A 23,511-nucleotide genomic window follows, 5' to 3' on the forward strand; every position below is an offset into this window, starting at 1 on the left:
ATTAACTTTAAAAAAAAGAGATTTACATGCTACAAATTAAAGAAAAAATAGCTTACGGTTTGGGCGACACGGCCAGTAATATCATCTTCCAAACGGTGATGATGTTTTTACTTATTTATTATACCGATGTTGTTGGTCTTTCTCCGGCACTCGTTGGCACTCTTTTTCTTGTTGTTAGAATATTTGATGCGATCACAGATCCCTTAATGGGGGCAATGGCCGATAGAACGAAAACTAAGTGGGGACAATTCAGGCCTTATTTGTTATGGCTAGCCCTGCCTTTTTGCCTGATCAGTATTTTGGCTTTTACCACATTTGATTTGTCTGAAAATGGTAAAATTGTTTACGCATTTGCTACTTATACTTTGTTAATGATCGCTTATACCGCCATAAACATTCCTTATTCAGCGCTAGGTGGTGTGCTTACCGCTGACCCTCAAGAACGCGTATCAGTGCAATCATATCGATTTGTTTTTGGTATGTTAGGCGGCCTAATTGTTGCCGCAGGCACTATGCCATTAGTCGAATGGTTTGGTGCTGGAGATAAAGCACAAGGCTATCAGTACACTATGATAGCAATGAGCTTACTAGGCTTAATTCTTTTTCTGCTTTGTTTTGCCGGTACTAAAGAAAGAGTCAGCCCACCAAAAGATCAAAACTCAACCTTTAAAGAAGATTTGTCTGCCTTATGGAAGAATGATCAATGGCGAATTCTTTGCTTAGCTGGATTATTGCTGTTAAGTGGTCAAGTACTGCGCGGCACACTGGCGGTTTATTATGTGAAGTATTATTTAGGTCGCGCTGACCTGATCACTTTGTTTATGACTTTAGGAATGATAGGTAGCATTTTAGGGTGCGCACTAGCGCTACCACTATCTAAAAAAGTATGTAAAATTAAAGCCTATATTAGCTTACAATCAATCGCTGCTTTTATTTGTATTATCAGTTATTTTGTTGACAGTGAACAAATATTTATGGCGTTTACTTTATTTTTTCTTTGGAGTTTTTTCCTACAAATGGCAACCCCCTTACTTTGGGCGAAAATGGCTGATACTATCGATTATGGCCACTACAAAACTGGCGTTAGAATAACGGGCATGGTTTATTCAGCTATCGTTTTTTTCATCAAACTTGGCGTTGCTATTGGCGGTGCATTAGCGGGTTGGTTATTAGCATATTATGGTTACCAAGCTGATGTAGAACAAAGCACTAACACGCAACAAGGCATCTTAGCTGCTTTTACTATTTTTCCTGCTATAGGTTCGATATTAGTTGCCTGGGTAATGCGCTGGTACATACTTGATGCAAAAAAAGTGCAGTTTATTCACCAGTCTTTAAAAAAAACATCAAGTTAGTTCATTTAAAGAATGTAAACCGCTAGCCTAAAAATGATATAGCTAGCGCCTTATTAGCGAATTAAAGTCGCCTCTATCAAATAAATAAATACACGTTAAATTTAGCAACTAAACAATATTTGAACTTAAATTTAACGAGTAAAAGCTCTAAAATAGTTAACTTTATTTATTAAAATACTGTTGACCTTATTAGTAAAATATTTTAAATTGTGGAAGCGCTTCCTGATTGAAGTATGTTTTTTTAAATTGAACTGGAAGCGCTTCCAAAAATATAATCATCATAATATGAAATACCTCGGGGAAATACACGATGAATTCAACTTTTAAAAAAACTCAACTTGCTACAAGTTTATCTATAATTTTAGGCGTAACGGCAATAACGCCGGTTTTTGCTGCTGAAGAAGTTATAAAAGATAAAACTGAAGTGATCGAAGTTACGGGTATCCGTAGCAGTATGGTTAAGTCAATGGATATGAAGCGCTCCGCTAGTGGTATCGTTGATGCTATTAACGCCGAAGACATTGGTAAATTTCCAGACAGTAACTTAGCTGAATCGTTACAACGTATTACCGGTATTTCTATAGAAAGATCAAACGGTGAAGGCAGTAAAGTCACCGCTCGTGGTTTTGGTCCTGAACGTAACTTAGTAACGCTTAATGGTCGTCAACTTCCCACTACTACCGGTGATCGTTCGTTTGATTTCTCTAACCTTGCTGCTGAAGGTGTTAGCGGTGTCCAGGTATACAAAACCTCAAAAGCCGACGTTCCTACCGGTGGTATTGGCGCAACAATCAATATTACTACCCATCGCCCGCTTGATAATCCTGGCGAACAAGCAGTATTTAGCGCAGAAGCATTAAAAGACAATACAACCAAAGAAGGTTCTACTACGCCACAATTTTCGGGCTTGTATTCAAATACATTTGATGATGGTAAATTTGGTGTTTCGATATCAGGCAGTTATTCAGAGCGTGAAAGTGGCAGTCAGCAAGGTAAAACAGCTTTTTGGCGAAGTTTTTCAGGTGTCCAGGACAACGACTGGGGTGGCTCTAATGCCGCATGGGGTGGTGTAGGAAGAGATGATAGCCAAACTAATCGCCCAGGCGACGATGATATTTATTCAGTACCACAAAATACTATTTACAAATTTGAAGAGCAACAGCGTAAAAGAAGTAATGCACAATTAGTACTGCAATATAGCCCAACAGATGACATCACGGCGACACTTGATTACACCTATGTAAAAAAAGAAAATGACACACAATTTAACGACATTTCAGTATGGTATAATTTTGGACCAAGCGAAAATATCTGGACAGATGGCCCGATAAGTTCTCCTGCTGTTTATTCTGAAACTTTTGATCCAAATAACCCTACCGATCTTGCGATGGGCGGTGGTGACTCTAGTATTAAAGATGAAACTAAATCGCTTGGCTTAAATATAGAATGGCAAGTAAACAACAGCTTAGAGCTAAGATTAGATCATCACGACTCGTCAGCTCAAAGCGATCCAAATAGTCCTTTAGGTTCAGGTAACACTATCGGTATGGCTGCCTTTGTTCGTACCGCTTCTGCCACTGACTATACGGGCGATATTCCAGTACTATCTGTTACTGGCGGTAATGCAGTTCAAGCCTCAGACATGATTGTAACAGGTAGTTCTTTTATCAATATCAAAAACCGTGCTGATATTACACAAACTCAACTGCATGGTAATTATATTCTTGAAGAAGCCGGTAGCATAGATTTTGGCCTATCATTGACCAGTTCTGAAAGCCGACATAGAGAAAAAAATGTTCAACGAAATAACTGGGGTGGTGAAGGTACTGCGGGTTCATTCGATGAGTCATTATTCCCACGTAAAAGCATTAGTGACCAATTTGACAACCTAAGCGGTGGTAACTTTGAAGGCTATAATGGCGATGTGGAAATTTTAGAGAATTATTTCGCTTTTGATTTTAATGGCGTTAGACAACGTGCTGTCGATGTATTAGGTGTGCAGGCATCTGCTTTAGGTGATTGTGGTAATTCATTTTGTCCATCAAGCGACTACGCTTCACAAACTGACCAATATACTAAAGAAGAAATGACTTCAGTTTACTTCCAGTATAACTACGAAGGTGAAATTGGTACTATGCCATTTGATGTTCATTTTGGTATACGTTATGAAGAAACAGACGTTACTTCAACTTCTTCAGTGCCAGAATTTACTAATGAGCCCCGCTGGGAAGGTACCAGTGAAGTATCACTATTAAGCTCTGGTAATGTTATTTACGGTACACAAGAAGCAAGCTATGATCATTTGCTACCCAGCATTAACTTTAATTTAGAAGTTACTGATGATGTTATTCTTCGCGCAGCTTACAGTGAAACTATTGGCCGTCCTCAATATACCAATATGATTGGTGGTACATTGTTAAATCCTGGTGCTCGTGTGGGTGGTGGTATAGGTTCTACCGGTAACGCTGGTTTATTACCACTTGAATCTGAAAACATCGATTTTTCAGCAGAATGGTATTATGGCGAAGGTAGTTACGTTTCATTAGGCTATTTCACTAAAGACGTAAAAAACGATATATTAGTAGACACTGTAAATACTACCACAGGTATTGTTAACCCTGCTGACGGTCCTTATACGGAAGAGGCACGTGCTGCTGTAGGCAATGATGGTTTAGCACAACGTCAATACATCTTTGATACTTATAGCGAAACAGATCCAGAACACGTATTTATGGAAGGTGGCAACATTATTATTTTAGGTAATGCTGCGACTGATAACCTAATGAATTTTGGTATTAGTACCCCGATAAATTTAACTGAAAAAACTGGCTATGACGGTATTGAGTTTGCCGTACAACATTTATTCGGCGATAGCGGCTTTGGTGGTATTATTAATTACACTAAAACAAATACTGACAATGAACATGATGACTTTAATATTGGCGCTCAAGCGGCTGAATTAGGTATTAGTGATTCAGCTAACGTTGTGGGGTTCTACGAAAAAGATGGTTTATCAATACGTATTGCTTACAACTGGCGTGATAAATTCTTAGTAGCGCTTGTACAAGATGGTGGCGCAGGTCCTGGGCCACGTTATATTGAAGAATATGCTCAAGTTGATATGACCGTAAGTTACGATGTACCACAAGCAGAAGGATTAACTGTTTTCTTCAATGCTATCAACATTACTGAAGAAAATGCTCGTACTAGCGGACGTGATGAACGACAAGTATTAGATTCAATTCAACAAGGTGCACGCTACTCTTTAGGTGCTCGCTATACATTCTAATAGCCCTTTATTGAGCTTATAAGACAGTAAATCAAAGGCCGTATAAATTATTCGATAATGTATTTGATATTTTATGTGGCCTCTTTATATATGATGTAAAAATAGAATTATTACAAAAAACATCGGTATTAAATAAATATTTTCACGCGGTTAATCGTTAATCAGGACTAGATTGGCTAAAGAAAGCGCGATATAGTTTTATTTGAAATATGTCCTTATGTTTTTTGTAAATATTTTAATTTTAAGTAAATTTATGAATAAGCCATTAAAGAAAATTGTGATTGTTGGTGGTGGCTCAGCTGGCTGGCTGACCGCTGGAATAATTGCTGCAGAACACGCCACTGGTCAAGATTCGGGTATCGAAATCACCCTAATTGAATCCGCAGATGTTGCCACTATGGGTGTTGGAGAAGGCACTTGGCCGTCAATGCGTGGTACCTTGAAAAAAATGGGCATTTCAGAAACCGAATTTCTCATTGAATGTGATGCTAGCTTTAAACAAGGGTCAAAATTTACTAATTGGATAACAAATACTGATGAATGCTATTATCATCCTTTTACCTTGCCGCATGGCTTTAATGAGATAAACCTATCACCCTATTGGCAACCATTTCGAGATAAAATCAGTTTTGCCGATGCTGTTTGTGAACAAAGTCACTTAGGTGCTCATGGTTTAGCGCCAAAACAAATAACCACCGCTGAATATTCATTTGCAGCCAATTATGGTTATCATTTAGATTCAGCTAAATTTGGTCGGTTTTTACGCAAACACTGTACTGAAAAATTACATGTTAAACATATTATTGATCATGTCAGTAAAATCAACTCAGCAAAGAATGAAGATATAGCCTCAATTACCACCACAAAACATGGTGATATCTCTGCTGATCTATTTATTGACTGTACAGGCTCAGCATCAATTTTATTAGCTAAACACTACAACATACCTTTTATTAGTAAAAAACATATTTTATTTAATGACTCTGCTTTAGCGGTTCATGTTCCTCATGAAAATGAAAATAGTCCTATTGCTTCTTTTACCTCATCAACCGCTCAAACTGCTGGTTGGATTTGGGATATAGGTTTACCTTCACGCCGTGGTGTCGGTTACACCTACTCCAGTGCTCATATTAGCGATACAAAAGCTGAGGAAGAGTTAATAGAGTACATTACTCCTTTAATGGGGAAAAAGTCAGCCAACGCTGCAACGATTCGAAAAATAGTACTGAATCCCGGACACAGAGAAAAGTTTTGGCATAAAAACTGCGTGGCCGTAGGTATGTCTGCTGGTTTTATTGAGCCTTTAGAGGCATCAGCATTAGCTTTAGTAGAGCTCTCGGCTAAAATGATCAGTGAGCAACTGCCTTTAAATCGCCAAGCAATGGACATTGTTGCTAAGCGCTTTAATAGCAAGTTTTTACATCGTTGGGACAACATCATTGATTTTCTTAAATTGCATTACGTTTTAAATAAAAGAACAGATTCAGATTATTGGTGTGATAATAAAAATGCAACACACATCCCAGAAAGCTTACAAGAACAATTAGCCTTATGGCAATATCAAGCGCCATATAAATATGATGCAATTCATACTGAAGAAATGTTTCCGCCAGCAAGTTTTCAATTCGTTTTATATGGTATGGGCTTTGTTACCCAAGCTTCACATAAAAAAAGAACTGACCAATCAGCAAAAGCAGACGCTTTGTTCAATGAAAATGTACAACGAACAAAACAACTATTATCTGCCTTGCCAACAAATCGTGAATTAATTAATAAAATTAAAAAATATGGCTTACCAAAAATATAGCGATACCAACGCTTAAAAATCTAGCCACACATCAGTAAACAACATAATTTGGAATGAAAATGGCAAATCACGTATTACTAAATAGTACCGAGCATCAAAATTTGAAAGTTATTACCGAACGTGAAGAAAAATATGGCGACAATGTTTGGTTTACTCTAACTTTCCCAACTGAATTTAGAAGCGTTCAAGCCTATTACCCAATATTTTTTAATAAAGACTCGAGTACTGGTCAGTTTTATGCTGTTGCGTTATTTGGTTTTCAAGAAAATGAAAACTTATTTCTATCAAAAAATGGCTGGCAAACACCTTACATTCCATTAAGCATAGCAAGACAGCCATTCTTAATTGGTGTCCAAAAAGTTGTAGAAGACGGCGAAGAAAAAGAACAAAGAGTGTTACATATCGATCTTGAACACCCGAGAGTGAACCAAGAGAAAGGCGAAGCCCTATTCTTAGAGTTTGGTGGCAATACCTCTTATTTAGATAACGCCGCAGATATGCTCGAGACTATGCATCATGGCCTCATTGACAGTAAGTTATTTATAAACTTACTCATTGAACATGACTTGTTAGAGCCTTTCTCGCTAGATATGACATTAAACGATAAAAGCCAAAACCAAATGGTTGGTTTTTATACTATTAATGAAGATAAATTAAAAACGTTAACCCCGGATATTTTGGCTAAACTACATGAGCTGGGATATTTACAAGCCATCTATATGACGATAGCTTCGCAATCAAATGTGCGCACGTTAATGAATAAAAAAAATGAACAATTGGGTTTGTAGAACCAGTAATGCAGAGCTAAATAGGGTTATTAGGTGTTAACAATTAATCATAAAGTAAAAGAAATTCACCATTGCCAGCCAGGCAATATTCCAGAATTTGTCTTGTCTTCTACTGAGCCAGTGATTTTGAAAAATTTTGGCAGCAGTTGGCCTATGGTTATTGCGGGTAAAATCTCGCCACAATCGGCTGCTGATTACTTAAGAAAATTTTATACCAATGCGCCTATAACTGCCTATTATGGTGAGCCTAAAAATAATGGCCGTGTTTTTTATAACGAAAATATGACCGGTTTTAATTTTAACAGTTCAAAAGCCAATCTTAATCAAATATTTAATAAGTTACTTGAACATCTTGATGATCCGCAACCACCGACAATGTATATGGGTTCGACTGAAATTAACCATTGCTTACCCGGTTATAATGAAGAAAACAATGCCGCCATCGACCATTTAAAACCGTTAACCAGTATATGGCTAGGCAATAAAAGCAAAATAGCTGCACATTTTGATTTCCCTAATAATTTAGCTTGTTGTGTGGTGGGTCGTCGTAAATTTACTTTGTTCCCGCCAGAGCAGCTTGAAAATTTGTACGTTGGCCCGATGGAATTTGCTCCCGGCGGACAAGAAATTAGTTTAGTGGATTTTGACCACCCCGATTTTGTTAAATATCCAAAGTTTAAACAAGCCTTAGCCTCGGCACAAGTGGCCGAATTGGAAGCTGGCGATGCCCTATTCTTACCTAGTATGTGGTGGCATCATGTTGAAAGTTTAACTGCATTTAACGTGCTAGTAACCCATTGGTGGCGTGATAGCCCTGCATTTATGGGCCGTCCTAACAATGCCCTCATGTTGGCAATGTTAAGCTTAAAAGACTTACCCTTAGCACAGCGAAAAGCATGGCAAGCGCAATTTAACTATTATATCTTTGAGCATGACCAAGAAGATTTTTCTCATATTCCTACTGCTGCTCAAGGGCGATTGTCAAAACCCCTTGATGAATTATTAGCGAAACAAATACGCGCAGATTTACTGAATAAATTAAAACGATAGTAACTAAGTACAAAAAATCATCCTACTAAAGTTAATTAATAAGGTTTTATTTTGAAAACACAAAACAAAAAAATTAAAAAAGTTGTTATTGCTGGTGGTGGTACTGCTGGTTGGATGACAGCAGCAGCACTCTCAAAATTAATGGGTAAAGGCATAGATGTTGTTTTAATAGAATCAGACGAAATTCCTACCGTTGGCGTTGGTGAAGCAACGATTCCTACCTTACATATTTTTCACCAACTATTAGGAATTAATGAACAAGAGTTTATGGCGGCAACCAATGCCACCTTTAAGCTGGGTATTTCTTTTGAAAACTGGCGCGATATAAGTAAAGATTACATACATTCCTTTGGTTTTCTAGGTCAAGGATGCTGGGCAGCTGGTTTTCAACATTTTTGGCTAAAAGGCCGTGCTAAAGGCCTTGTTTCTGAGATTGGTGATTATGTTCCTGAACATTTGGGCGCACGAGCTGGAAAATTTGCGGTTTTAGCCAATCAAGAGTTAAACCATGCTTATCACCTTGATGCCGGGCTCTATGCTAAGTTTTTAAGAAATCTCGCTGAAAAACATCGCACAACACGCATTGAAGGTAAGATATCACAGGTCAACTTAAATAAAGAAACCGGCTATATAAGCTCAATTACTTTAGCATCAGATAAAATTATTGAGGGTGATCTCTTCATAGACTGTACTGGCTTTCAAGGGCTATTAATCGAAGGAGCACTCAACACAGGCTATGAAGATTGGAGTCATATCTTACCCTGTGACAGTGCTGTCGCGGTACAAACTAAAATGGTGAGAAAACCTGTTCCATATACCCGCGCTATCGCCAGGGACTCTGGTTGGCAATGGCAAATACCGCTGCAAAACCGCACGGGTAATGGTTTAGTCTTTTGTAGTAAATACATGACAGATGAAGAAGCTAAGCAAACACTTTTAGCGAATGTTCAAGGTGAATTACTTAACGAACCACGTGTGATCAAATATAAAACCGGCACACGCCGTAAACATTGGAATAAAAACTGTGTTGCTATTGGCTTATCTTCTGGTTTCATCGAACCATTGGAGTCAACCGGTATCCATTTATTTCAAAAAGCCATTGTGCGATTACTACAAATGTTTCCTTCTCAGGGTATTAATCAATCTGATGTTGATGAATTTAATAGCCAAGCTAGAACTGAAGTCGACAACATTAAAGATTTTATTATTCTTCATTATCATCTAACAGAGCGCACAGATTCACCATTTTGGCGCTATTGCAAAAATATGGAAATTCCTGAGACCTTAAAACATCGTATGTCGTTGTTTAAGGAAAGTGGCCAGGTATTTAAAAAAGCAGAAGAGTTATTTGGTGAAACTTCTTGGATCCAAGTGATGATGGGACAAGGGTTAATGCCTGAGCAATATCATCCTATTGTAGATTTGATGAGCGATGAAGAATTAACTAGCTTTTTAAATAATATAAAATCAGCTGTAAAACGCAAAGTAGATAACTGGCCTGACAATAACGATTTTATAAATCATTATTGTAAATCTACTACGACATAACTAATTGAAAAATAAAATATTCCGGCAGAGTTTATGCTTTGCCCGTTAATTGCTCTGTTTTATGATATAAAAGATGAATGACTTAGGTATACAAATAAATCGTAATATTAAGCTTGAGATAATGACCGTCGGTGTTGATAAAACACCGGTGATCGTTATTGATAACTTTGCTATTGATACCCATGATATTATTGCTCACGCTTGTTCTCATGCTGAATTTAAAGCGCTTGATAACACTTATTACCCAGGCATAAGAGCGCCTTTACCTAAAGACTATATCATCAATGTACTACAAGCGATTTATCAAGATATTTGCCATATCTATAACATTCCTCAACCCTTGCAACTAAAACCTCAAGAAGCTTATTTTTCTTTGATCACTACAGCAGCAACTAAGTTAAGCTTACTGCAGCGCATGCCTCATTTTGACACCAGTCGGCCATTTTACTTTGCTGTTTTGCATTACCTAAATAATGACAATCACGGCAATACCGGCTTATTTCGTCACAAACCTACGGGCTTAGACAAAATTGAAGCGCATAATGTTGAAACTTATTTAACTTCTGCTCAACGCTTTATCGATGATAATGGCGAGTCACCTCAAACATATTGTATTCGTTCAAATGAGCATTTTGAGTTATATCAACAAATTGCCTATAAACCCAATCGTTTAGTAATTTATCCTGGCCAATTACTTCATTCGATCATCGTATCCCCAGAAAAAGATATAGACCCAAACCCCAAAACAGGTCGGCTCACAGCAAATATTTTTATAGAGTTTAAATAACTTGAAAAACAATAGTGATATGAGCAATATTTATCTGCTCAAAGGTATTAGACAAAAATTTATTCAATCGCCTAATCACGTTAAAACAGCGGTTAATCTTGCTATGACGATGCATTAAATAGTCAGTTAATAAAAAATGCTAACTAGCATCATGAAGATATTATACCAAGTTGATTAATTACCTGCTCATTTTTAATGGTTAAAATGAATAACTACAGCGTTATAAAATTTATAAGTAGAATAACTACTGACTAAATTTTATGCCTTGTATTTATCCATTTTTCCTCATGAAAAAGGTGATCACTTAATTAATCAAATTGGTATTAGTTAGCAGCGATTTCAGGTTGAAAAGTACTCTATTTAAATTACAATGCAGGTGCTTGCTTACCTGGCACTAAAATGGCGTCATCACCTGTTGTTTCACAGCCAGCACCGGTAAGTGGCGATACTGAACATTCATACACTCGAACATAATCTATTTCTAATGATTGTGGAAACACGCTCTCATCGATGCTCTTGTTGTTAACTGAGGCAGGCCAATTGCCACCAACAGCAAAATTTAATAATAAATGAAATTTTTGATCAAAAGGTGCACTACCTGCACCGTTCATTAATAAACCATCATCATTCATATATTGGCTATACCAACCTGTATCGCGCTGTGTAGCAAAATGAATATCGTCGACATACCAACGAATCTCACCAGCTTGCCATTCAATGGCGTATTCATGGAAACCATTTGCAGGGTTTACGCCATTAGGTAAGTGGAAACCTTTACCTGAATAAACATTTTCAGGCCATGCACGTCCGTAATGCAGTGTGCCATGTACACGTGACTCTTCTTGCCCTGAGGTCGCGCCATTTTCATCTGATGGTGTCTTTAAGTTCACCGCTTCCATAATGTCTATTTCACCTGAGCCCGCCCATCCACCATAAGCCCAGTCAGTTGGTAACATCCAAATAGCCGGCCAAGTACCTTGTCCTTGTGGTAATTTAGCGCTAATTTCAAAGCGTCCAAAGGTCCAATCACCTTTATTTTTAGTGCGTAACCTTGCTGATGTATAAGGTAGAGTGCGGGTATTTTTAAGGTTATAAGTAGTGTCATCATCGTGAGCCGCAGGACCGGTAAAATTTTCTTTTAATGCTACTATTTTCAAGATACCTTGTTCAATAAAGGCGTTACTTTCTCGCTCGGTATAACATTGTTGTTCTTCATTACCGCCGCCAAAGCAATTGACCTCGAAACTCCATTTGTTTAAATCAATCTTGTTATCATTAAATTCATCTTGCCAAATTAACTGCCATTGCTCATTCACTAAAGAAGTAACTACTGGGTCTTTACGCTCTTCAGTCGTATTATCAGAAGGTATTTCTATCGCTGGCGTGGTTGGTATATTAGCTGTATTATTACCAGATCCACCACCACAGCCGATTAAAGTCATTGAATATACTATAAGTAGTAGTTTTAAATGCTGCATAGAACAGGCCTCGTTATATTTATGTTGTCCATTGGTGAATTCCAATGAGTAGTTGCCATCGTAATTTTAGCAATACCGCTTTTTAACGAGTCAATAATAATATAATCACAACTCATTATTGCTTTATCAGTACTTTGTTCGCTATTGAGGATTTATATTAATAAACTCTAAAAAGCAATTACCGCCGTAAGCTTCAAAAATATGGCGGTTTAGCGAATGAACAATAATTAAAGCACAACTCATTATTGCTTTGTCAGTACTTCGTCGGCTATTGAGGATTTATATTAATAAACCCTAAAAAGCAATTACCGCCGTAAACTTCAAAAATATGGCGGTTTAGCGAATGAACAATAATTAAAGCACAACTCATTATTGCTTTGTCAGTACTTCGTCGGCTATTGAGGATTTATATTAATAAACCCTAAAAAGCAATTACCGCCGTAAGCTTGAAAAATACGGCGGTTTAGCGGGTCAACAATAATTTAATCACAGCTCATTGTTGTTTTATCAATGCCTTGTGGGGTTACGTTTATATCAGCAAAGCTTAACGACACTTTTCCACTAGTAGATAAATTAAATGGCGACATAATTTTGGAAAAATCAGTTCCTGCTTTCTTAAAGCAAACTAAGTCGATTGTTACTTTATGCCACTCATTTAAACTGTTGTTAGTTAACAATGAGGTAATATCAAGAGAGCCTTTACAATCTTCTTCACAAACCATGGCCAAATTAATTGGTGCTACTGGTGTAGTTTCTAAACGCACATTAAAACTTAATACCGAGTCAGCCTCAATGTAGGCCCGTAAGTCTTCAGGAAAGTTACTAAAGATGTTAACACTTGCCAACTCACTGCCGTCAAAGGTTATTGTTCTAGCATCTTCTTGTACCACTTTGTCCATAGTTCTTAAGGTAATAGCACCCAATGACTGCGTATTTGAAATAACAGCTGATGATTGCTCACCTGACTGCAAAGCAACACTCCATGGCTGCTTAACCGCTAATTCAAATATTTTTAAAGTGGCTAACTGATTAGAAGCTATTTTAGAGACTTCACTTAACTGATCAGACAATATCGTCATTTTCTTATTGTCTTGCTGCTGGTAGCTTAAACCAAAACCATAAGGTAATAGTGGTTGGTAGTTTTCGTCAAATCGATTAACCGATGTTTGCTCGGCACTAGCAGGCCAAGAATATGAAAGCTTACCTTTAAAATCATAACGCAAGCTACTATCCGCTTTACTGAATAAAACATCAGCTACGCCATTGCCTTCAGAACCTGGTAACCAAGCAGCAACAAAAGCACTTGACGCATTGAGTTCTGCATTCACCCACATTGGCCGTCCACTAATGAAGACAGAAACAACAGGTATCCCTTGTGCTTTTAAATGTTTTAATAGAGCTAAATCGGTTTTATTACCGCGTTGATACTCAAGATTATTTAAGTCACCATTACCTTCAGCGTAAGGCTCTTCACCAAACACAACAATGGCAACATCTGGTTTTTCAGTAAATTCACCTGTAGAACTTAATTGCACTTTACCACCAGCAGCATTAACAACTTGCTCTATCCCGTCATAAATTGAAGACCCACCTGGAAAATCAGCGTTAGTGTTACCTGTACCTTGCCAAGTAATACTCCAACCACCAGACTGCTTACCAATATTGTCAGCGCCATCTCCTGCAACTAATACATTTACATTAGGCATTAAGGGTAATAAATTATCTTTATTTTTAAGCAACACCAAAGATTGACGTACGGCTTGACGAGCGACTAAGCGATGTTCTGCTGAGCCGATTAAGTCAGTTTTACCTGATAACAGACGATCTTTTGGACTGGGTTTAGTAAATAAACCGGCACGTATTTTTACTCTTAAAATACGGCTAACGGCGTCATCTATTCTTGATAAGCTAATTTCACCATTGTTAACTTGTTTAATAGTATTTTCATACAAAGGTTTCCAAGCAGCTGTTGGCACCATATAGATGTCTAAACCTGCATTAATCGCTTGTGGACAGCTTTCATTAGTACAGCCTTTTACTTGGCCATGGCCGTTCCAGTCGCCAACAACGAAGCCGTCAAAGCCCATACGATCTTTTAATACGTCGGTCATTAAATACTTGTTACCATGAGTTTTAGCCCCATGCCAGCTATTGAATGATGCCATTACTGATTGCGCGCCAGCTGTTAAGCCACCAACATAACCTTGAGCATGATATTTAAAAAGATCACTTTCGCTATCTAAGTTATCCCCTTGGTCATCACCACCTTGCGTACCACCATCACCAATAAAGTGCTTAACCGTACTGATAACCCGTGTGTCACCTAAAAAGTCATCGCCTACAGAACCCTGAAGTCCTTTTACAATAGCTCTTGAGTATAAGTTTACTATCTCAGGATCTTCAGAATAACCTTCATAAGTTCTGCCCCAGCGATCATCTCTAACAACGGCAACCGTAGGAGCAAACACCCAATCAATGCCAGTGACCATGACTTCTTTGGCCGTTATACTGGCTATATTTTCAATAAGTTCAGGATTATTTGCGGCCCCTAAGCCGATATTATGAGGAAATAATGTTGCACCAATCACGTTGTTATGACCGTGTACTGCATCAGTACCCCACATAGTCGGAATATTTGTCCCATCTACCGAGTCATCGATTGATGCTTGATACAGCGCTTCAGCCAATTTTATCCAATCAGCAGGCGTTGCATGTTTATTATTATTAGGGAAAGCACCGCCACCATTTAAATATGAGCCAAAACCATATTTACGCATATCTTCAACAGTAATGTCTCGGATTTCAGGTTGAATCATTTGGGCAATTTTTTGCTCTAAAGTCATCGTCGCTAGAATTTTTGCGACTTTAGTTTCAACTTTATTGTCTTTTTTAACTTCAATATCAAGTACTGGCCAAATGGCTATATTGTTCTCGCTATCGGCAACAACATCAGTCTGAACCACATTCAAATTAGCGTTATCAGTACAGGCAAAAAGTGACACGGCAATCGTAATCCCTATTAAGGGTTTAGTAATGTTTTTAATTAAATTTATTTGAATAGACATAACAATTTTTATACCTTTACTGATACAGGCTTACTACCTGACAAGCCATAATAAGCAATGAATGCGTAGCAAATAATGGGTAAGAAAAATGAGTTTTGCAAGCCAATACTATCGGCCAAAACACCTTGAATAAGCGGTAACACAGCACCACCAACAATCGCTAAACATAAAATACCTGAACCCTGGCTGGTATGCTGACCTAAACCAGTAATTGCCAAGCTAAAGATGGTAGGGAACATAATTGAATTACATAAACCGACTAACAGAATGGCCCACATCGCTATTTGTCCAGATGCAAAAATAGTAACAATAATCAATACCGTTGCAAAAAAAGCGTTGAAGGCTAATACTTTTCCTGCAGCTAATTTTTGCATAACCGCGGCACCAATGAATCGCCCAACCATCGCACCGCCCCAATAATAAGCAATATATTTTGCTGCCTGAGATTCTTCTAGACCAGCAATATTGGGATCATTAAAAAAACTGACTAAAAAGCTGCCAATAGAAACCTCAGCACCAACGTAAACAAAAATACCAATAGCACCCAACACTAAATGACGATATTGCCAAGCACTGCCCGCTATTGGTTTTTCAGCCACTGACTCTTCAATATGCTCAATGACAGGTAATTTTATATAAGAAAAAATAGCCGCAAGTATTAATAATAAACCCGCCAGTAAAACATAAGGTAATTGCACAGATTCTGCTTGTTGAGCCACTGACATAGATTCTGCCACTTGATCTAAAATCAAATAAGCACCAAAAAATGGTGCAACTGTGGTACCAAGTGAATTAAATGCCTGCGTCATGGTCAAACGTGAAGAGGCAGTTTCAGGATTTCCTAAAATACTAACATAAGGATTGGCTGAGACTTGTAAGACCGTAATACCACTGGCTAATATAAACAACGCCATTAGAAATACGGGGTAGCTGTGCATAGCTGCTGCTGGGTAGAAAGAAAAGCAACCAATTGCTGCAACAATTAATCCAAGCACAATACCCTTTTGAAAACCTACTTTTTTAACTATTTTTCCTGCAGGAATAGAAACAAGAAAGTAGGCACTAAAAAAACAAAATTGTACTAGCATTGCTTCGCTATAAGATAGCTCGAAAATAGCCTTCAAGTGAGGGATTAAAATATCATTTAAGCAGGTAATGAATCCCCACATAAAAAAGAGTGATGTTAATGATGTAAGTGCAAAGGTATAATTTTGATTTTCAGTGTTTGGTGAAAATCTATTTACATCTGACTGAATCGGTGTAATAGCCATATAATTCCCCTAATAATTATGAACAACAGGTCATTGCTGCTGTTGTTATTTTTATAATTTTCCATTTTAATATACTTAAGTGATGCTTGATTGAGCATTTAAAAATAAACTGGAAGCGCTTTCATTCTGAATGTCATCAAGATAAAAAGCAACTATTATTTATACTCACAGGAAGCGCTTCTAAAATAGAAATTATTTGTGTATCTTACTAGCACTTATAACTATAAATTCAGTGGTTGGTTTAGCTAAAAGCTTTTATGTTTAAATCCCCTAAAGCAGCATTAATAGAAAAGATAAAGGAATGAAATGGCAACTATATACGAAGTTTCCGCGTTAGCGGGAGTTTCATTATCATCTGTATCTCGCGTACTAAATGATCATGAGCATGTTAGTAAAAAAACTAAAGAAAAAGTAGTTGCAGCAATGAACAAGTTAAATTACCGCCCAAACACCATTGCTCGCTCATTGGCTTCAAATCGCTCAAACAGTGTTGGTGTATTAGTTTCAGAACTTCATGGGCCATTTTTTGGTGCCATGTTAAGTAGCATTGAATTAGAATTAAGAAATGCAGGTAAACATGCGGTGATTACTGCAGGACATAGTGATGAACAAAGTGAAATAGATGGTTTAGATTTTTTAATTGATCGAAAATGTGACGCACTTATTTTACTGGTTGACGCCATTTCAGATGATTACTTAATTAAATTGAGTAAAAGTAAAACCCCTTTTGTCATCTTAAACCGCAATATCTCAGAAATTAGTGACCATTGCTTTTATTTAGATAACGAACTAGGTGGTTATTTAGCTGCAAAATATCTAATTAAACAGGGGCATAAGGAGATTGCTTATATATCTGGGCCTTTAACAAAACAAGACTCTACTGAACGCCTAGCTGGCCATAAAAAAGCATTAGCTGAAGCCAACATTCCCTTTAAAGAAAATTTAGTTTATGAAGGCAATTACTTAACAAAAAGCGGTCGAGACGGCATCAACTTCCTCATCAAGAATAAAGCAAAATTTACTGCTGTTGCTTGTTCAAATGATGAGATGGCGTCTGGGGCAATGCGAGGAGCAAGAGATCACAAGTTATTAATTCCCGAACAATGTTCATTTATTGGTTTTGATAATGCTTTTTTTACCGAATACCTTTACCCTCAATTAACCACGATTAATTTTCCAGTTAATGATATGGCAAAAATGTCGACTCAATGGATCCTGAAAAATGTCTATAAGCAAAAAGAGTTAGACATCACAAACATGTTTATTCCTAAACTTATTGAACGACAATCAGTCCAACAGAACTAAAATTAGCTCTAATCATCCATGAGCTTAAATTGATGGGTTTATTGGGTTTATTGAGCTAATTAGTCTTTTAGGATCACAAGTTCTCTTTAGTAAAAGATACCAACGATTAAGACACGACGGCAAAAAAACTCTACTATAAGTACGGTGATCAAGCTTGAGATCAATAATTCTTAGCGGTTAACAAAGCAAAAAAAACCAATACTATTTATTAGGGGAAGTAGAAACTGAGAGAGATATTTTTACAATAAATAACTTAAAAATCTTATCAAATAGTAATATCAAAGACTAAAAATGATAAGGTGATAAATTTTTATCATTAAAGACAAAATGGATGAGTAAACTATGAAGTTTTTACATACTATGATTCGTATTACCGACTTAGATAAGTCACTAGATTTTTATATCAAGCATTTAGGCTTAATAGAAACCCGCCGTTTTGACGTTCCTGCAGGCAAGTTTAGCTTAATATTTTTAGCAACAGAACCCGGTGCGGCTGAAATCGAACTTACCCACAATTGGCATTCAGAGGAAGAATATACCGTTGGTAGAAACTTTGGCCATTTGGCTTATGAAGTTGACGATATCTATGCCTTGTGTGAAAAGCTAATGGCCGCAGGCATTACCATTAACCGACCACCACGCTGTGGCCATATGGCATTTGTTAAATCACCTGATAATATTTCAATCGAATTACTGCAAAAAGGTGAGCGACTAGCGCCACAAGAACCTTGGTTAAGTATGGAAAATTCAGGTAGTTGGTAAAATAGTTTATACCAGCTAAAGATTAATTAATTCACTTGTTATAAGTTGCTATCACAAGGACTTAATACGCGTTAATATACTGAATTAATTAACCAAAATAATACTCAGAATCTTCATGGCCTTAAAAGCAACCATCAAAAAAGCGACGATCCATCTCGCTGATATGGATCGTAATTATTATGACACCATACAGTTAACTATAGCGCAGCACCCTTCTGAAAACCACCGTCGTATGATGATCAGACTCATCGCCTATGTACTAAATGCCAGTGAAAATCTACAATTTGGTAAAGGTGTTAGCGATGAGGACGAAGCGGCAGTTTGGCGAGTTAATTACAGTGAAGTCATTGAACTATGGATTGAGCTCGGCCAACTTGATGAAAAAAGGCTGAAAAAAGCCTGTAATCGTGCCCAACAAGTAAAACTTTATTGTTATGGCAGCAGTGTAGACACCTGGTGGCAACAATCTAAAAGTAAACTAAATCAACTCAATAAACTATCGGTAGAAAGCTTTAGTGAAGAAACCTCACAAGCTTTGGAGCTACTAGCCAATCGCTCGATGGAGTTTCAAGTTAGTATACAAGATGGGCAGTGCTGGCTTACCTGTGGTGAACAATCACTATTAATTGAACTCAAAAAACTTAAATAACTTAAATAACTTAAATAACCTCAGCTTAATATGCGCTAATTGAATAACAACACTTAACCTTAAAAAATTGGTTTACTGTTATAAAATTTCAATAGTAAAACCTTTAAATAATATGGCAACAACTATGATGCGCACATTGAGCACTAAACGAGAAAAATACCGTCATTGTAAACTCAAAGCTTTGTCGGTCATGTTAGCGATTACCTGCTCATTTTTTAGCGTTTCAGCAACAATACCGTTAAAACAAGTGGTTAAAGATATTACCTATTTAGCTGCTGACAATTTAAAAGGTCGGGCAAGTTTTAGCCCTGAAATTGACCAAGCGGCAAATTATATTGCTCAGCGTTTTGCTGATATTGGCCTAAAGCCCCTGCAAAACAATCTCCCATTAAGCAAAGCCCCGATTAATTCGACTGTTAACTCCAAAGATAAACCAGCGCTATTTTTACAAACTTTTACCATCAATCAAATTCAAGTTCAAACGCTTAATATGGTGTTAAATGGTCAAGAAATTAATCCTGAACACTTAGCTATAGCAACAACGATTGAGCAATTAAATTGGCAACTCGGTAACGCACAGAGCCATGTTATTAATAAAACGGATAATCTGCGTAAAGCCCTAACTGAGCTAAATCAAGCAGGTGGCCAACATTTAGTTATTATCAATAGCGCACATGCGAAGAGCTTTAAGGCCTATCAAAACTATTTTAATCGTGGTTTAACTAAGCTTTCACTTGAACATCGTGGTGCTATTGTCATGGTATTAAGTGACGAAAATCAAATTGAAAACTATGCTGTCAACGCCAGTGCAAAAATAACTAAACAATCGCTTACTAATGTAGTGGGTGTCTTACCAGGTATTGAAAGCCCTAAAGAAATCGTTTTATACTCATCACATTACGACCATTTGGGTATTACAGACGATGGTAAAGAGATCTATAATGGCGCTGATGACGATGCATCAGGTACGACAGCGGTATTAAATTTGGCGCAATATTATGCCGAAAAAGGCGATAACAAACGTACTTTAATGTTTAGTGCTTTTACTGCTGAAGAAATTGGCGGCTTTGGCTCTAGCTATTTTTCACAACAGCTTAACCCTAATAACGTAGTTGCCATGATCAATATTGAAATGATCGGCAAACCATCAAAATTTGGCGCGGGAACTGTTTGGATGACCGGTATGAAACATTCAAATTTAGGCGCATTACTCAATGAAAAGCTCATCGCGCTTAACACACAAATATACCAAGACCCCTACCCAGAACAAGGGTTATTTTATCGCTCAGACAATGCAACTTTAGCGCGTTTAGGTGTACCTGCACACAGTTTTAGCAGTACACAACTTGATAAAGACCAACACTATCATCAAGTTAGCGACGACATTAGTAGTTTGGACTTATCATCAATGCATAAAGTAATTGAGTTGTTAGCAACAGCAACACAGTCACTTGTTGACGGCGCGGTGACGCCAACGCGCATTGATAAAACGCAAGTAGCCACTCAAGGTAAAATTTACTAAAATCGCTAAGCTTTTTAACTCTAAAGTCAGTGTTAGCCTTAAAGCTAATATTAACCTTTGAGTATAATATTAGCTTTAACTTAAGACGAATTGTAATTAATAAGCCTTTAATTAAAGCGCCCTTAATTAGACAAAAGTAAATCCAGCGTATGATGACCAAAAGCACTAGATCTCCCACCTGCTAAAAGTCTAATACTTGCCAACTATTGCCGACATTGCCAGCGCATTTGATATTCGAGTTTATTGCTATTCATAACAACAAAATCGTGGCGTAAATATAACTGCTTAGCCGGATTTTTTAACAAGACATTTAATGTAATTGCGAGCTGTTTGTCTTGGGCTTTACGCTTAACTAACTCAAGCACTCTGCTGCCAATACCTAAACGTTGGTATTGCGGTAATAACTGAAATTGCCGCAGGTGAATTTTATCAGTAAACAAGCCTAACTTTAATAATCCAATCGCTTTATTTTGGTATGAAATAAGATACGAATCAGAATAAAACTCATCAATGCGTAACAGATGAGCGGTATCATCTAGATATAGTCCAGCATATTGTAAATGCTCGTTCATCGATATTTTTCGTAAACTTAAAAGAAAAGCTCTATCGTTTACCATTGCCCGTCGAAAGCTAACCGTCGCTGCACGCTTTTGGCTGAGGTTATTACTTGCCAATACTTTATTTATTTGTGACCTCGAACGCGAATACTTCACCCATCAATAACACTACTATAGCAAGCTGATTAATGAGGTAAACCATAAATTTCTCATTTGAAATATCAGAGAATAATTGAAAGCCACCGCAAAAAAACCACCATTGAGCGCGGCATGCTTGATCGCTAGCAAAAGATAACGGCAATATAGCGTATAAACTAAAATAGGACTTCAACATGACCCTCAATAAATCACTTATTGTTATCTCTATTACCGCAGCATTGTCCGTTGCTTGCAGTAATGAGACTACAACACCCGTTGTTAAAGGCAATAATGCGCTTGCAACGCCATCTACATCAACACAACTTAATAGCACAGCTGAGGCTTCCCAAGCAGCAAATGAGCTATTTGACACTATTTTTATGGAAGGTGTTAATCGTAATCCCGTTAGACAAACTTATCTTGGCATTAAAACTGACTACGACAAGTGGCAAGACTTATCAGAGGAAAATAGTGCTCAAGAGCTCGAATTTGCGAAACAAGCGCTACAACGAATTCAAGTCATTGATATCAACAATGTCGATAAACAAACCCAGTTGAGCTACCAGCTACTTTCACAAAAATTAAGCCAAAAAATTGCTGACTACCCTTGGCGTCACCATAACTATCCTATTAACCAAATGTTTGGTGTGCACTCGCAAATACCGGCATTACTCATTAACCAGCATAGTATTAAAGACACTAAGCAAGCCCATGACTATATTGCCCGAGTAAAAAACTCAAAACTCTTACTTGAGCAATTAATTGATCAACTTAAAATTAGAGCTGATAAAGGTGTTATTGCCCCCAAATTTGTTTTTGCTCATGTCATTCGTGATGCAAACAATTTACTGGTAGGTGCACCATTTGATAGTAAAGCTGATAGCACATTATTTGCAGACTTTAGCAGAAAAATAGCAAAACTAGAGCTCTCTGATGAAGAGAAACAGTCCTTAACTGATAAACTAGCCAGCGCGTTAACCACTGAGTTTAAGGCCGGCTATCAACAATTAGTCAGCTACTTAACTGAACTTGAAAAACAAGCTGATGATAACTATGGCGCTTGGAAATTTCCACAAGGCGATAAATTTTATAATAATGCCCTAAACCGAACGACTACCACTGAATTAACCGCTGATGAAATTCATCAAATTGGTTTAGATGAAGTTGCACGCATACATGATGAAATGCGCGTGATCATGAAAAAAGTTAATTTTGATGGCTCATTAAGCGAGTTCTTCCAATTTATGCGCCATGACCCACAATTTTATTATGCTGGTGATGAAGCTGGCCGTCAGCGATATTTGACTGAAGCCACTGATATCATTAACACAATGAAAGGTGAGTTAGATCAGCTATTTATCACCAAACCGAAAGCAGACTTAAAAGTTAAACAAGTCGAAGCGTTTAGAGAGAAATCTGCTGGTAAAGCCTTTTATCAACAACCAGCCCCTGATGGCTCACGCCCTGGTATTTACTACGCTAACCTTTACGATATGGCAGCCATGCCAACTTATCAAATGGAAGCACTAGCTTACCATGAAGGCATTCCTGGCCATCATATGCAAATAGCACTAAAACAAGAACTTGAAGGTATTCCAAAATTTAGAAAATTTGGTGGTTATACCGCTTATAGTGAAGGTTGGGGTTTATATTCAGAGATGATCCCAAAAGAAATTGGCTTTTATCAAGACCCTTACGCCGACTTTGGCCGTTTAGCAATGGAGCTATGGCGCGCTTGCCGTTTAGTGGTCGATACCGGCATGCACAATAAAAAATGGGATCGTACAAAAAGCATAGAGTATTACATGAGTAATACGCCAAATGCTGAGTCTGATGCGATAAAAATGGTTGAACGTCATGCGGTTATGCCTTCACAAGCCACAGCATATAAGATTGGCATGTTAAAGATTGTCCAGTTACGAGCCAAAGCAAAACAACAGTTAGGCGATAAGTTTGATATTCGCCAGTTTCATGATGTCGTGTTAACGAATGGCGCAGTACCGCTTAACGTACTGGAAGATATGGTCAATGACTATATCGCTAAAAATCGCTAAAGCTATCGTCAGTTAACGTTATGATGCGTTAAGCTTACTTGACTTAAAAACGCCAAATGCATAAGCCTTTGGCGTTTTTATTTTAG

The 23,511-nt window shown here is 37.5% G+C and carries 16 protein-coding genes; 12 read left to right on the forward strand and 4 right to left on the reverse strand.

Annotated features, from left to right (window positions below; translation table 11 throughout):
- Nucleotides 1-26: 26 nt before the first annotated feature.
- The 7 genes from ESZ39_RS01630 to ESZ39_RS01660 all read left to right on the forward strand — a co-directional run bounded on the left by ESZ39_RS01630 (nt 27) and on the right by ESZ39_RS01660 (nt 10,624).
- Nucleotides 27-1,355, forward strand: a complete 1,329-nt coding sequence (locus ESZ39_RS01630) for a glycoside-pentoside-hexuronide (GPH):cation symporter (RefSeq protein ID WP_146878052.1) — start codon at nt 27-29, stop codon at nt 1,353-1,355.
- A 310-nt stretch (nt 1,356-1,665) separates the two neighbouring features.
- Entirely contained in the window at nt 1,666-4,644 is a 2,979-nt protein-coding gene (locus ESZ39_RS01635; protein WP_146878053.1) for a TonB-dependent receptor, read from the forward strand.
- Between the two features lie 253 nt (nt 4,645-4,897).
- Nucleotides 4,898-6,451, forward strand: coding sequence for a tryptophan halogenase family protein (locus tag ESZ39_RS01640; protein WP_146878054.1), 1,554 nt, complete (start codon nt 4,898-4,900; stop codon nt 6,449-6,451).
- Nucleotides 6,452-6,510: 59 nt separating this feature from the next.
- On the forward strand, nt 6,511-7,239 hold the full coding sequence (locus tag ESZ39_RS01645; RefSeq protein WP_146878055.1) for a SapC family protein: 729 nt from the start codon (nt 6,511-6,513) through the stop codon (nt 7,237-7,239).
- A gap of 33 nt (nt 7,240-7,272) precedes the next feature.
- Nucleotides 7,273-8,289: a cupin-like domain-containing protein gene (locus ESZ39_RS01650; protein WP_146878056.1), complete on the forward strand. Its 1,017-nt coding sequence runs from the start codon at nt 7,273-7,275 to the stop codon at nt 8,287-8,289.
- A gap of 51 nt (nt 8,290-8,340) precedes the next feature.
- Nucleotides 8,341-9,837 carry a tryptophan halogenase family protein gene (locus tag ESZ39_RS01655; RefSeq protein ID WP_146878057.1) on the forward strand — a complete coding sequence of 499 codons (1,497 nt, stop codon included), beginning with the start codon at nt 8,341-8,343 and terminating at the stop codon, nt 9,835-9,837.
- Between the two features lie 73 nt (nt 9,838-9,910).
- On the forward strand, nt 9,911-10,624 hold the full coding sequence (locus ESZ39_RS01660; protein WP_146878058.1) for a DUF6445 family protein: 714 nt from the start codon (nt 9,911-9,913) through the stop codon (nt 10,622-10,624).
- A gap of 365 nt (nt 10,625-10,989) precedes the next feature.
- On the opposite strand, the gene ESZ39_RS01665 is transcribed toward ESZ39_RS01660, so the two are convergent.
- The 3 genes from ESZ39_RS01665 to ESZ39_RS01675 all read right to left on the reverse strand — a co-directional run bounded on the left by ESZ39_RS01665 (nt 10,990) and on the right by ESZ39_RS01675 (nt 16,438).
- Nucleotides 10,990-12,102: a glycoside hydrolase family 16 protein gene (locus ESZ39_RS01665; protein WP_223270197.1), complete on the reverse strand. Its 1,113-nt coding sequence runs from the start codon at nt 12,100-12,102 to the stop codon at nt 10,990-10,992.
- Between the two features lie 482 nt (nt 12,103-12,584).
- Nucleotides 12,585-15,167, reverse strand: a complete 2,583-nt coding sequence (locus ESZ39_RS01670; RefSeq protein WP_146878060.1) for a glycoside hydrolase family 3 protein — start codon at nt 15,165-15,167, stop codon at nt 12,585-12,587.
- An 8-nt stretch (nt 15,168-15,175) separates the two neighbouring features.
- A complete protein-coding gene (locus ESZ39_RS01675; RefSeq protein WP_146878061.1) occupies nt 15,176-16,438 on the reverse strand; it encodes a sugar MFS transporter in 1,263 nt (420 codons plus the stop codon).
- Between the two features lie 306 nt (nt 16,439-16,744).
- On the opposite strand from ESZ39_RS01675, the gene ESZ39_RS01680 reads away from it, so the two are divergent.
- The 4 genes from ESZ39_RS01680 to ESZ39_RS01695 all read left to right on the forward strand — a co-directional run bounded on the left by ESZ39_RS01680 (nt 16,745) and on the right by ESZ39_RS01695 (nt 20,676).
- The gene (locus ESZ39_RS01680) at nt 16,745-17,743 is read left to right on the forward strand and encodes a LacI family DNA-binding transcriptional regulator (RefSeq protein WP_146878062.1); all 999 of its coding nucleotides are present in this window, start codon (nt 16,745-16,747) and stop codon (nt 17,741-17,743) included.
- 342 nt (nt 17,744-18,085) lie between these two features.
- Nucleotides 18,086-18,505: a VOC family protein gene (locus ESZ39_RS01685; RefSeq protein ID WP_146878063.1), complete on the forward strand. Its 420-nt coding sequence runs from the start codon at nt 18,086-18,088 to the stop codon at nt 18,503-18,505.
- A 115-nt stretch (nt 18,506-18,620) separates the two neighbouring features.
- Nucleotides 18,621-19,154 (forward strand): YaeQ family protein, encoded by a 534-nt coding sequence (locus tag ESZ39_RS01690; RefSeq protein ID WP_146878064.1) that lies wholly within the window; start codon nt 18,621-18,623, stop codon nt 19,152-19,154.
- 124 nt (nt 19,155-19,278) lie between these two features.
- Complete coding sequence (locus ESZ39_RS01695) at nt 19,279-20,676, forward strand: M28 family metallopeptidase (RefSeq protein ID WP_191321682.1); 1,398 nt, start codon at nt 19,279-19,281, stop codon at nt 20,674-20,676.
- A gap of 203 nt (nt 20,677-20,879) precedes the next feature.
- Here the strand turns inward: ESZ39_RS01695 and ESZ39_RS01700 are convergent, their stop codons facing one another.
- On the reverse strand, nt 20,880-21,350 hold the full coding sequence (locus ESZ39_RS01700; protein ID WP_146878066.1) for a GNAT family N-acetyltransferase: 471 nt from the start codon (nt 21,348-21,350) through the stop codon (nt 20,880-20,882).
- A 215-nt stretch (nt 21,351-21,565) separates the two neighbouring features.
- On the opposite strand from ESZ39_RS01700, the gene ESZ39_RS01705 reads away from it, so the two are divergent.
- Entirely contained in the window at nt 21,566-23,425 is a 1,860-nt protein-coding gene (locus ESZ39_RS01705) for a DUF885 domain-containing protein (RefSeq protein WP_146878067.1), read from the forward strand.
- Nucleotides 23,426-23,511 lie beyond the last annotated feature (86 nt).

The sequence above is a fragment of the Colwellia sp. C1TZA3 genome, from assembly GCF_007954265.1.
Classification (GTDB): domain Bacteria; phylum Pseudomonadota; class Gammaproteobacteria; order Enterobacterales; family Alteromonadaceae; genus Cognaticolwellia.